The organism is Clostridioides sp. ES-S-0006-03 (genome assembly GCF_020662275.1).
Taxonomy (GTDB): domain Bacteria; phylum Bacillota; class Clostridia; order Peptostreptococcales; family Peptostreptococcaceae; genus Clostridioides.
Genome location: NZ_JADGMM010000002.1, coordinates 280450 through 293550 on the forward strand (window position 1 = coordinate 280450; position 13101 = coordinate 293550).

General features: G+C 27.0%; 12 protein-coding genes. 9 read left to right on the forward strand and 3 right to left on the reverse strand.

The window, feature by feature from the left end:
• Positions 1-24 precede the first annotated feature (24 nt).
• Positions 25-1113: a cysteine protease StiP family protein gene (locus tag IR151_RS03450; RefSeq protein WP_227433100.1), complete on the forward strand. Its 1089-nt coding sequence runs from the start codon at positions 25-27 to the stop codon at positions 1111-1113.
• A 27-nt stretch (positions 1114-1140) separates the two neighbouring features.
• The gene (locus tag IR151_RS03455) at positions 1141-1932 is read left to right on the forward strand and encodes an HAD family hydrolase (RefSeq protein WP_227433102.1); all 792 of its coding nucleotides are present in this window, start codon (positions 1141-1143) and stop codon (positions 1930-1932) included.
• Between the two features lie 100 nt (positions 1933-2032).
• Here IR151_RS03455 and IR151_RS03460 read toward each other — a convergent pair whose 3' ends face one another.
• Positions 2033-2587: a cupin domain-containing protein gene (locus tag IR151_RS03460; protein ID WP_227433104.1), complete on the reverse strand. Its 555-nt coding sequence runs from the start codon at positions 2585-2587 to the stop codon at positions 2033-2035.
• A 196-nt stretch (positions 2588-2783) separates the two neighbouring features.
• On the opposite strand from IR151_RS03460, the gene IR151_RS03465 reads away from it, so the two are divergent.
• The 6 genes from IR151_RS03465 to IR151_RS03490 all read left to right on the forward strand — a co-directional run bounded on the left by IR151_RS03465 (position 2784) and on the right by IR151_RS03490 (position 8975).
• Positions 2784-3986, forward strand: a complete 1203-nt coding sequence (locus IR151_RS03465; RefSeq protein WP_227433106.1) for a DUF819 domain-containing protein — start codon at positions 2784-2786, stop codon at positions 3984-3986.
• Positions 3987-4045: 59 nt separating this feature from the next.
• On the forward strand, positions 4046-5029 hold the full coding sequence (locus IR151_RS03470; RefSeq protein WP_227433108.1) for a dipeptidase: 984 nt from the start codon (positions 4046-4048) through the stop codon (positions 5027-5029).
• Between the two features lie 241 nt (positions 5030-5270).
• Positions 5271-6224: an ABC transporter permease gene (locus IR151_RS03475; protein WP_227433109.1), complete on the forward strand. Its 954-nt coding sequence runs from the start codon at positions 5271-5273 to the stop codon at positions 6222-6224.
• On the forward strand, positions 6214-7170 hold the full coding sequence (locus IR151_RS03480) for an iron chelate uptake ABC transporter family permease subunit (RefSeq protein WP_227433111.1): 957 nt from the start codon (positions 6214-6216) through the stop codon (positions 7168-7170). The genes IR151_RS03475 and IR151_RS03480 overlap by 11 nt, the downstream gene beginning before the upstream one ends.
• On the forward strand, positions 7167-7922 hold the full coding sequence (locus IR151_RS03485; RefSeq protein WP_227433112.1) for an ABC transporter ATP-binding protein: 756 nt from the start codon (positions 7167-7169) through the stop codon (positions 7920-7922). The genes IR151_RS03480 and IR151_RS03485 overlap by 4 nt, the downstream gene beginning before the upstream one ends.
• Before the next feature lie 84 nt (positions 7923-8006).
• Positions 8007-8975: a siderophore ABC transporter substrate-binding protein gene (locus IR151_RS03490; RefSeq protein WP_227433113.1), complete on the forward strand. Its 969-nt coding sequence runs from the start codon at positions 8007-8009 to the stop codon at positions 8973-8975.
• 133 nt (positions 8976-9108) lie between these two features.
• On the opposite strand, the gene IR151_RS20360 is transcribed toward IR151_RS03490, so the two are convergent.
• Positions 9109-9324 (reverse strand): GntR family transcriptional regulator, encoded by a 216-nt coding sequence (locus tag IR151_RS20360; protein WP_227433311.1) that lies wholly within the window; start codon positions 9322-9324, stop codon positions 9109-9111.
• Between the two features lie 983 nt (positions 9325-10307).
• Here IR151_RS20360 and IR151_RS03500 point away from each other — a divergent pair.
• Positions 10308-12167, forward strand: a complete 1860-nt coding sequence (locus IR151_RS03500; RefSeq protein WP_227433115.1) for a GGDEF domain-containing phosphodiesterase — start codon at positions 10308-10310, stop codon at positions 12165-12167.
• Positions 12168-12465: 298 nt separating this feature from the next.
• On the opposite strand, the gene IR151_RS03505 is transcribed toward IR151_RS03500, so the two are convergent.
• Positions 12466-13065: a TerD family protein gene (locus IR151_RS03505; RefSeq protein ID WP_227433117.1), complete on the reverse strand. Its 600-nt coding sequence runs from the start codon at positions 13063-13065 to the stop codon at positions 12466-12468.
• Between the last annotated feature and the right edge of the window lie 36 nt (positions 13066-13101).

Below are 13101 nucleotides of genomic sequence, written 5' to 3' on the forward strand. Positions count from 1 at the left end.
GTTTTAAGATAGGAGTTGAGTCATATGAGAGAATTTAGCACATATTCTAAAGATGATGTTATCTTTTTATTAAAAGATATATCAAATTTAATTGAAGAAGAGGGAAACAAAGAGAGAGAGTTAAAAATACAAAATGGCAGACATTATTCGGAAATGATACCAATAGAGTATGAGGTTAGCGAAGATTATCTGAAATTATATCATGATAAACTAGAAGAAAATAAGAATAAACTTGCATTTTCTATAGGTGTTATGTGTGAAAAGATAATTAAAAAAAATGGAAATGATGTTGTACTAGTTTCACTTGCTAGAGCAGGAACACCAATTGGTATTTTGGCAAAAAGATATCTAAAAAATAAGTATAGTTTAAATTTACCTCACTATACAATATCTATAATAAGAGATAAAGGAATAGATATGAATGCAGTTGAATATATAATAAGTAGTCATCCAAATTCAAACATACAATTTTTAGATGGATGGACTGGCAAGGGAACAATATCAAGGGAGCTAGAAAAAGCATGTGATGAGCTTAAAATTAAATTTAAAAAGAATTTTGATTCAACACTTGCTGTATTAGCTGACCCTGCTGGATATTCTGGACTTTATGGAATTAGAGAAGACTTTTTAATACCAAGTGCATGTTTAAACTCAACTGTTTCTGGATTAGTGAGTAGAACTGTGCTAAGAGAAGATTTGATTGGTAAGGATGATTTTCATGGTGCTAAGTTTTATAGCCATTTAAAGGATAAAGATGAGTCTATAAATTATATAGAAACTATAGAAGCATGTTTCAAAAACCAATTTGAAAATATATCTGATGAAGTTGAAAAATGGAAAAGTGATATTATAACTAAAGATGGTTATTTTGATGTTTTAAATATAAAGGAAAAGTACGATATAAAAGATATCAACTTTATCAAGCCAGGGGTAGGAGAAACAACAAGAGTTTTACTTAGGAGAGTTCCATATAAGATACTTGTTAAAGACTTAAATGATAAATCTTTAGAGCATATATTTATTTTGGCAAAAGAAAAAAATGTTGAAGTTGAGAAAATAGATTTAAAAGCTTACAAGTGTTGTGGCATAATAAAGAATATGAAAGATGTTTAGAAAATATATTTGACAGGAGAATGCTGAATGATTGTTTTTTCAGACTTAGACAGGAGTATTATTTACTCTGATAAATTTTTAAATACTAATAAGAGATATACCAATATAGAAATCTATAAAGAGAAAGAAATCTCTTATATATCTTTAAATACTATAAATTTAATAAAACAAATACAGTACTATGGTATGTTTGTACCAACTACTACTAGAACAATAGAGCAGTTTAAGCGTATAGAATTTAATAAATATGGTATTTACTTTCCATGGAGTATAACTTCAAATGGAGGAGTTATACTTAAAGATAATGAAATATTGAAATCATGGAGTGAAAAGATAGACAAATTAAAATCTGACTATGAGCCTATTGAAAGCATGGTAGATAAATTTAAAATTTATTTGAATGTAGAAGGAATAACTAATTTTAAAGTTGCAGAGGATACATTTTTTTATATAGTTGTGGATTTTAAAAAATTTAATTTAGATTCAATTAGGGAGTATATAAATATATTAGAATCAAAAAATTGGAGATTGTATGTGAGTGGTAGAAAAATTTATTTTATACCAAAAGAAATCTCAAAAGAAAATGCCATAGAATATTTAACCAAAGAATTAGGAATAGAAAGTTTTTATGCAATTGGGGATTCTATTATGGATTATGGGATGCTCGATATTTCAAATAAAGCTTATGTATTGAAGCATGGTGATATAAATAAAAATGAAATAAAAAACACATTTATATCAAGTAAATTTGATGGAATGAGTGGAACTGAGGAAATATTATCTGAAATTTTAGATGAAAGTTGTCTACTCAATATATAACCAATAAACTAGAAAAGTCTGAAATAAATTAGGATAAAATTTATCATACTAATTTATTTCAGATTTTTATTAATTTATATTTAAACAAGAGCTGCATATATTAAAATGAAGGTGGAGTCATTGCCCAGACGGAAATACATTCATCATCATCACAGTTTTCATATATATGTGGTATAGTGCTGTTAAAATAAAAACTGTCACCCTCCTCTAATATATACTCTTTATTACCAAGTGTTATTTTCATTTTTCCTTTTATTATGTATCCGCATTCCTCTCCTTCATGTGTCACAAATTCATTACTTTTTTTTGTATGTCCATTTAATGTAACAAGTATAAATTCTATTTTTTTTCCAATTAAATTAGGAACAAGAAGCTCGTAAAATTTTGTAGAATCGTTAGTTACTATTTTCTTTCGATTGTTTTTCTTTACTACTATATTAGAATTATCCTTCCCAATATCATCAAAAAAATAACCTATGTTTACATCAAGCGTTTTTGATATTTTCCACATTGCTATAATTGATGGAACAACCATATTACGTTCAATTTGACTTATTAAACCTGTACTTAAACCAGACTCTTTTGCTAAGGTAGCTATACTTATATTTTTAGATTTTCTAAGAGCTCTAATTTTGCTTCCAACATCTATGTCCATTAGATAAAAACCCCCTCAAACATGATTATAACATATATAGTTTTCAAAATTAATAAAATAAAATAAAAGTTATATAATGCATGTATTTACATCGTTATATTGAATTTTCTGAAAAGATGAATTATAATAGTATTAATATTCAATATATTGAATATTAATACTGATATTTTAATTTAATGAAATGGAGGCGGTTGAGATGAGGAGTTTTGTAAGTCCTGATAATATTTGGGTATTGTGGGCAATTGTAACTGGATGGGCAGCATTTAGTATTTATTTAGAGCAAAAGTATAGTTGGGCATCAAAAATATCAGGAGCAATAATAGCTCTTGTAGGAGCAATGTTATTATCAAATCTAAATATTATACCAGTAGAGTCTGTTGTATATGACCAAGTCTGGGGTTATGTTGTCCCTTTAGCCATAGCTTTGTTGTTATATCAATGTAATATCAAAAAGATATGGAAAGAAAGTGGAAGATTACTTGTAATATTTCTTGTAGGTTCTATAGGAACTGTACTTGGAGCTATGATTGGATTCTTGGCATTAAAAAATGCAGTACCAGATTTAAATATTGTTGCAGCTATGATGACAGGTTCTTATATAGGTGGAAATGTAAACTTTGCAGCTATGTCAGGAGCATTTGATGCACCTGGAGAATTGGTATCAGCAACTGTTGTAGCAGATAATCTTTTAATGGCATTATATTTCTTTGTTTTAATAGCTATCCCATCTATTGGATTTTTTAGAAAACATTTTAAACATCCACATGTAGATGAGATGGAAAGCATAGGTGTAAATGAAGGCGAAACAATAGCAGCAAATTATTGGGGAAGAAAAGAAATATCTTTAAAAGATATAGCAATAGCCATTGGTAGTGCTTTTATAATAGTTGCAGTATCAGTAGAATTGTCAGGTTGGTTTAAAGCTATAATACCAACATCAAATCCATTTTTAGCAATGTTAAATACTTTATTTGGCAATCAATATCTAATAATAACTACTTTAACTATGATGTTTGCTACCTTTATGCCTAATTTCTTTAGTGATATAAAAGGAGCGCAAGAGCTGGGTACATTTTTAATCTACATTTTCTTTGTCGTAGTAGGTGTTCCTGCTTCAATCCCATTAATAATTCAAAAATCACCATTATTACTTTTATATTGTGGAATAATGGTACTTATAAACATGCTAGTTACATTTACAGTTGCCAAAATATTTAAGTTTAGCTTGGAAGAAGCTATTCTTGCATCTAATGCAAATATTGGTGGACCTACAACAGCAGCAGCTATGGCAATATCAAAAGGGTGGTCTAAGTTAGTAGGGCCAATACTTATAGTTGGAACATTTGGTTATATAGTTGGTAATTATTTTGGTCTTTTGGTAGGAAATATTTTAATATAAGTTTTGTAAAGAGTGAAAAACAAACGTTTGAAAAAGATTTTATTTAATTGGAGGTTGTCATGATTTTTGATGGACATTCAGATACTTGGTCAGATGTAACGATAAGAAGAATTAATGGAGAGAAAGATGTATTTAGAAGAATCCATCTTGAAAATTTTAAAAAAGCAAATATTGAAGGGGCTATTTTTGTAATATGGATAGACCCACCATATGATAAAAAGCCTGAAAAGAGAGTTAAGCAGATAATAGAATGTGTAAAAGAAGAAATTGAAGATATGAAGGATATTGTAAACATAGTAAAAAAATATTCTGATATAAATAAAGGTCTAAATGAGAATAAAATAAATATTTTAATTGGTCTTGAAGGTTTAAGCCATGTTGGAAAAAATTTAGACTTAATCGAATATTATTATAAAGAAGTTGGAGCTAGACATGCATCATTAACTTGGAATGAGCAGAATGAACTTGCTACAGGGTGTTTAGGAGATGAAAACAGAGGCTTAACTGCAATAGGAAAAAAAGCAGTAGATAAGTTAGAACAATTAGGTATGCTAATAGATGTATCACATCTAAATGAAAAATCATTTTGGGATTTGATGTCAGTTGTAAGTAAACCAGTTATAGCATCTCATTCTAATGTTAAGAATCTATGTGATGTAAAAAGAAATCTTACAGATAATCAATTAAAAGAAATTTCAAAAACAGGTGGATTAGTGGGAATAAATAGCTTTAGAGCATTTACCAATATTAATCCTAAGAAGCAAGATTTAATACATTTAGTTGACCATATAGATTATATGGTGAATCTTATAGGTATAGAGCATGTATCTTTTGGTTTTGATTTTAGCGATTATCTAGGAGAAGAGACTATAGGTTCTTTTACTGAAGAAAATTCCAAAAATCCAAGTGTAGATGGGCTTAAAAGTACATATGAAGCTAAGAATATAATAGTAGAGCTTGAAAAAAGAGGATATAAAAAAAGTGATATAAATCTAATATCTAGTGGAAACTTTTATAGAGTGTTTAAAGAGATACTAAAGTAAGATAGTAATTAAATTAGGTGTAGAAAATACTATATTTAATAAGAAGCATTCATATATATAGATTTATATATGAGATATGGGTTAGATTAAATTTAAATGTTACTAGAATTTTTAATTCTAGTAACATTTTTTATATAAAAAAACAAATATATATACATATTGACAATGATAATTATTATTGATAAAATGTAAAAAGAAATGATAATAATTATCATTTTAAGTAAAAAATTAAGGAGGGAGAATGAAAAAGAGATATTTAATTATAGGAATAATAATTTTATCTTATTTTTCCTTATTTATAGGAGCAGAAGATATAAACATAATGCATATATTTGCAAAAAATCAGCATAAACTTATGATATTTGTCATGAGTAGAATACCAAGATTAATAAGTATATTAATTGCAGGTATAGGAATGAGTATAGCAGGCCTTATAATGCAACAGATAAGTAAAAATAAATTTGTATCGCCTACTACAGGAGCAACAATAGATGCGGCTCAATTTGGTATAGTAATTTGTATGCTTTTAATACCAAGTGCATCGATTTTCACGAAGACCATAATAGCATTTATATTTTCTCTTATAGGAACATTTATGTTCATGAAAATAATAAGGAAGTTACAGTTTAAAAGTATAATATTCGTGCCATTAGTAGGTATAATGTTTGGAAATATAATAGGTTCTATGACTGATTTTATTTCATATAAATATGATTTGAGTCAAAATGTAAGTTCTTGGATGCAAGGTGACTTTTCTATGATACTTAAAGGAAATTATGAAATATTATACATAACAATACCTCTCATAATAGTAGCATATATTTATGCAAATAGATTTACTGTTGTTGGGATGGGGATGGATTTTGCAACTAACCTAGGTCTAAGTTATAAAAAAGTCGTTAATATAGGTTTAATAATAGTAGCTCTTGTTACAGTATGTGTAGTTGTTACTGCTGGTAATATACCTTTTATAGGTCTAATAGTTCCTAATATTGTATCTCTGTATATGGGTGACAATATAAGAGATAGTATATGGCATACGGGATTATTTGGGGCACTATTTGTACTTATATGTGATATTTTTGGAAGGCTTATCATTTATCCATATGAAATATCTATAGGGCTTACAGTTGGTGTTATAGGAAGTATACTATTCCTTTACTTAATACTAAGGAGGAATATAAATGAAGCTTAGTCTTAATAAAAAAATTTACTTAGTGACTGCATTACTCTTGATATCAATGGTACTTTTTTTAACCTATGGAATAGATATGAATAATCTAGATTATGCATTATCACAAAGAATACCAAAAATACTTGCAATGATACTTGGAGGAGGATGTATAGCATTTACTACAGTAGTATTTCAAACAATTACTAACAATCAGATATTAACACCAAGTGTGCTAGGGTTAGATTCCTTATATGTAATGATTCAAACTATAATAGTATTTATATTTGGAGCAACCAGTAATCTCATTACAAATGAAAATTATAATTTTATCATTAATGTTACTATAATGATTGTAGCTTCAATGTTATTGTATAGAGCATTGTTTGAAAGAAAAGAAAATAATATTTTCTTTTTAATCCTATTAGGAATGGTATTTGGAACTCTATTTAAAAGTGCAACAACATTTATTCAAGTAATGATAGACCCTAATGAATTTCTAGCACTACAAACTAGCATAATGGCTAGTCTAAATAATATAAATACAAATGTATTGTTAATTGCATTTATAATAGTTATTGCAACAATACCTTTTATATATGATGATATAAAATATTTAGATGTACTATCATTAGGTAGAGAGCAAGCAATTAATTTAGGTGTAGATTTTGATAAAGTAGTAAAAAAAATGATAATCCTAATAGCAATTTTAGTTTCAGTATCAACAGCACTTATTGGACCTATGACATTTTTAGGTCTTTTACTAGCCAACATAGCTAGAGAAGTTTTTAAAACATATAAACATACCTATTTAATTTTAGGTTCTATATTGCTAGGAATGATTACGTTAATAATAGGTCAATTTTTTATACAACATATATTCAAATTTGATACAACATTAAGTGTAGTAATAAATTTTATAGGAGGAATTTACTTTATCCAATTATTATTAAAGGGGGCAAATAGATGATAGAAATAAAAAATATATTTAAAAAATATAAAAATAAAAATGTTGTAGATAATGTTTCTTTTAATATAGAAAAAGGAAAAATAACATCTTTTATAGGTCCAAATGGGGCTGGTAAAAGCACTGTGTTATCAATAGTAACAAGACTTATAGGAGGTGATAGTGGAGAAGTATTGATAGAAGGAAAAAGCTTGAGTTCTTACAACAATAAAGAACTTGCAAAAAAAATAGCTATACTTAAACAATCTAATAATATAACTTTAAAACTCACAATAAGAGAATTAGTTGGCTTTGGAAGATTTCCATACAGTGAAGGAAATTTAACTCAAGAGGATGAAAAATATATTAATGAAGCAATAGAGTATATGAAATTAACTGATATACAAGACAAATATTTGGATGAATTAAGTGGAGGTCAAAGACAAAGAGCTTATATAGCAATGGTAATAGCCCAAAATACGGAGTACATATTACTTGATGAACCACTTAACAATTTGGATATGAATCATTCAGTACAAATGATGAAGGTACTTAGAAGTCTTTGTGATGAGTTAGGTAAGACTATAGTGTTGGTCATGCATGATATAAATTTTGCTTCATGCTATTCAGATAATATAGTTGCACTTAAAAATGGAAAAATTGAAAAGGTAGGTCGTACAGATGAAATAGTTAATGAAAAAGTTTTAGGAGATATTTACGAAATGAACTTTGACATTAAGCATATAAATGGAAATAGAATATGTGTTTATTTTTAAAACACTATAGATAAAAATCTATGAATTTTCTAATCAAAATTTAAACTAAGACAAGTATTAATAAAAAATGAGGGAGACATTAAGATGAATAAAAAAGCAGCAATAATAGCAACCGTGGCTATAGTAGGATTAGTAGCAGTATTTGCATTAGGTGGGAGTAAAAAAAGTGATAAGAAAACATTAGATGCTTCAAATGCTACTATAAAAATAACTCATAGCTTAGGAGAAACAGATGTAAAGTTGAAGCCTAAAAAAGTAGTAGTATTTGATTATTCAGCACTAGATACAATGGATGCACTAGGTGTAAGTGAGAGTTTAGTAGGACTTCCAAAATCAAGCTTACCAGTATCTTTAGAAAAGTATAAAGATGAAAAATATGCAGATTTAGGTGGATTAAAAGAACCAGATTTAGAAAGTATAAAATCAACAAATCCAGATTTAATCATAATAAATGGAAGACAAGAAGATTTTTATGAGCAATTATCTAAGATTGCACCAACAATAAGTACAAGCAAAGATGATAAGAAGTATTTAGAATCTGTCAAAAATAATATAAATAAAATAGCTAAAATATTTGGAGTAGAAGAGAAGGCTAATCAAGAATTTGCTAAAATTGAAAAGAAAATAGAAGTTTTAAATAAAAAAGTAACAGAAAAAGACTTAAATGCTTTAACTCTTATGGTAAATGAGGGGAATTTAAGTGTATTTGGTGAAGAGTCTAGATTTAGCATATTATATAATAGTTTTGGATTTAAGAATAAAGATAAAAATATAAAGGAATCAAGTCATGGTCAAAATATTACTTTTGAATATGTAGCTAAACAAAATCCAGATATTATGTTTGTTATAGATAGAGGTATAGCTACTGGTAGTGATGTGAAAGCTGGTTTAACAGCTAAATCTGTTCTAAACAATGACGTAATAAAGTCTATGGATGCTTATAAAAATGATAATATAATATACTTAGATGCACCAACATGGTATGTAAATGATGGTGGTCTTACATCTTTAAATAAGATGATAGATGATGCTTCAAAAGCAGTTAATAAGTAAGTCTATTTTTTATGGCAAATGTGTTTTATATAATGATTATGTAATCAGCCACCTTAAAGTGGCTGATTTTTTTTGATTTAAATACTTCTGTGGACGAGTTTTGTAGACTTGTATAAATCTATAACAGTTTCCTTTATTGCTGAAAAGTAATTAATTGAATACTTTTTTGAATTTCTTCATCTTGTTCAGAGATGATAATAGAAGTTAGTTTAACTCTAATTGAAATATAGCCAGCATCTTGTATTTTTGATAGAGCAGTACGAGCTGTTTGTGGTGCAACTCTAAATTGCTTGTAAATTGTTTCAATAGATGGTAGAGTTTGCCCTTTTTTATAATGTCCAAATAATATACTCTATGCATAGTATTCATAAATTAAATAATACAAGCCATATTCGTGTTTCAAAGTATTTACACTTCCTATTATTATACAACTTATTTGATGAATCTTATTTTATCATTCTATGTTTAAGGTTTAAGAAAACTAGCTAGAACTTGCGGTTTATTAGTTATTTTGATACAATTAATCTAATACATACATGAACAAGGTTATGTTATTATATTAATAATTCAATGGATATATATTTATTATATAATCTCTCAGGAGTGGTTTAAATATTAGAATAAAATCTTCTAAAAAAACGTTTTTCTATTTTGTTACTAATTATTGATTTTATCCATATAAAACCTCCAGCATATGCACTAAAGAAAGAATGTAGAAATTGATTAAACAGACCCTTATTTCTCAACTAGTTTACATAAAAAATACTTTGCACAACAAAACTTGAAAAACATTTACAAGTGTATGGGCTTATGAGTGATTATTTTATTAAGTATGATTATAAAAAACACATTGATATTTTCAATACCACCTACAAAGGAGAATTAACAAGCTAGATTAATAACAATGAAAAAAAGGAAAAAGGTCACGATAGATTTTAGATTGCAGATTTTGAATAAAAATAAACAAACATTAAACTTGCAATAGCTATTATGATTATAGTATTTATATAGGTTCTAAAGTTTGTTAACAGAAACTAAACCTAGACCTATTGGAAAATTTGAAAAAATGATGATTTACAAAAATATGCAATGTCAAAAATAAACTATGTAGAATAAAATCTTCTATATTTTAAGTAATAAGAGAGTTTTATTAAGGTTTAATACACGTTATTTGAGAAAATGATTATACAATATTTTACTAAGTTGGTTATTAAAAATGTTTAGAAAATTTATTGAAGAAATCATATTAATTATTTATAACATATAAAAACCTAGTTAGCATAATTGTAGAATATCTGATAAACGTGAAAACATAGGGGATAGAGGTATTTTATGAAGAGATTTTTAAAGATAACTATCTTAGTTTTATTTGTTTTATTAATTTCTATAAGTTACATTTCTGTTCAATTAATTCACAACATTGGAGATTATGGAAAGTTGATTAATTATGTTGGTATTGTTCGTGGAGCGAGTCAACGTCTAACTAAATTAGAAATGAATTTTCAACCAAATGATGAACTAGTAGAATATATCGATGAAATTTTACATGAATTAAATACAGGACATGGAAAATATGGTCTAGTAGTCACTGATTGTAAAAAATATAACGAGTATTTATCTTTATTAGAAAGAAAATGGGAAGATTTAAATATTGAAATTAAAAAAGTAAGGATGGAAGAAGATAGTAGTCAGTTACTACAAACAAGTGAAGAATTTTTTAAGATTGCAAATGACACAGTATTTGAGATAGAACATTATTCGAAAGAAAAAAGCGATTATTTAATGACTTTAATAATTATAATATCAGTTGTAGGTATAGTAGCATGGACTATATTGATTATGCAGTACAATAGAAGATTAATTAGACTTGAAAAACTAAATGTAGATTTAAAAAATATTGCATATAAAGATGAACTTACAGGAGCAAATACCATAGACAAGTTTAAGTTGGATGCAGAACAGTATATTTATAAACATAAAGACAAGAAATTTGCTATATTTTATATCGATTTTGAAAATTTTAAGTATATCAATGATATATTTGGATACGATTATGGGGACATGATATTAAAACGCTATTCTAATTTCATGATGGATGATATTGGAAAATATGAAATATTTGCAAGAGAGATTGCAGATAGATTTGTTGCATTAAGATGTTATGTAGATAAGGAAGCTTTACTAAGAAGACAACAAATTGTAGATGATAAGTTGATTAACATTACAGATGAAATTAAAAATAAATATAGTATTACTATTGTCAGTGGAATTTGTTGTATTGAAGATGTGAATGAAAAATTAAATATAGATGATTTGATAAATCGTGCAAATTTTGCACAAAAGACTGTCAAGAATAAACCTGGTACTAAGTATGCTTTTTATAATGAAAATATTCGCAAAAAAATGATTGAAGAAAATACCATTAAGAGTAGAATACATGAAGCACTCAATAGAAGAGAATTTGTTGTTTATTTTCAACCTAAAGTTAATTTACATAATCAAAAAATAGATTGTGCAGAAGCTTTAGTACGTTGGATGACACCAGACAAATGTGTGATATCTCCAGCGATATTTATTCCAATATTAGAAAAGGAATTTTTTATTAGCTTAGTAGACCAATATGTATTTGAAGAGGTATGCAGATGGATTAGAAAGAGATTAGATGAAAATGAACAAGTTGTTCCCATCTCAGTTAATGTTTCTAAGATTCAATTTTATAATGCTAAGTTTGTAGAAACTTATTCGCGTATACAAAATAAATATAATATACCTAAAAATACTATAGAAATTGAATTTACAGAAAGTGTTGCTTTTGAAAATCAAGAGCATCTTTTAGAAATTGTACATGACCTACATGAAAGTGGCTTTACTTGTTCTTTGGATGATTTTGGAAAAGGATACTCGTCTCTAAGTGTTTTGAAGGATTTACCATTTGATGTTTTAAAGCTTGACTCAATGTTTTTTAAAGAAAGTTTAAATAAAGAAAAAGAGAAGATAGTAATAAAAAATATTATACATATGATAAAAGAGTTAAATATTATAACTGTTGCTGAAGGTATTGAATATAAAGAACAGGTTGAGTTTCTTAAAGAGATTGGGTGTGATTTGGTTCAAGGGTTTGTCTTTTATAAACCAATGCCAATATTAGACTTTGAAAAAATATTAGATGAAGAAACTGTTTATAGTTTATAATAGTTAAAGTATATTTTAATATATACTAATCTAATAAAGTGCTTATAATATAAGTGCTTTATTAATTTTGTTAACTATCTAAAATGTACAGTGATACAAATATTGAGAATAACATCAATACATAATATACAACTTTATTTAAATAATTACATGAAAACTATAAATTCTTATAAGGTTTTATGTGAGGTGTAAATAATATAGAGTTATGTTTTAGAGAAGATGAACTTATTGATAGTGTTGATGGCGAATACATAAATAAAGACTATAAGTAGATTTACCTATAGTCTCTTAAACATTGTTATTTTTTCCCTGCAACCCATTTTAAGCCCCAGTTAAATTCATTATCCATTTCTCTATGTCCTTTAAAGTATTTAACTACCTTTTCAACACTAAATGTTTCATCGTTTACATTTTCTATTAATGCTATTGAACACATATTATAGCCATTTTTATGCTCATCAAGCTTAACCACTAAATCAGAATCTTGTTTTTGTTTAATAGTTACAACTCCGTCAGCTTCTGACCAATTAGCCACACCTTCATAAATAAAAGCATAAATCAATATTCTTTTTATTTCTTTTATCTTGTTACCATTGATTCTTATATTTTCGCCTTGTGTATTGCTTCCTGTTCGGTCATCTCCATCTAGTTGAGCAAAAGGAGGATGTTCTAAATTGCCAAAAGAATTGCCTAACGCTTGAACAGCACCTTTTACACCATTTTTCATTTCAAACAAGCAACCTAAATCTAAATCTATATTACTATTTCTTAGAGCTCCAAAAAAGCCCTTTTTTTGTACTTTTTGATTCCAATTTAGATTAACTAAAATCTCACCTAAATCGGTATTTTCTTTTTTTGTAAGATTTATTTTTTGTCCTTTTTTCAATTCTATAGCCATAGTAATCTTCCTCCACAAACATAGATTTACTTAAAT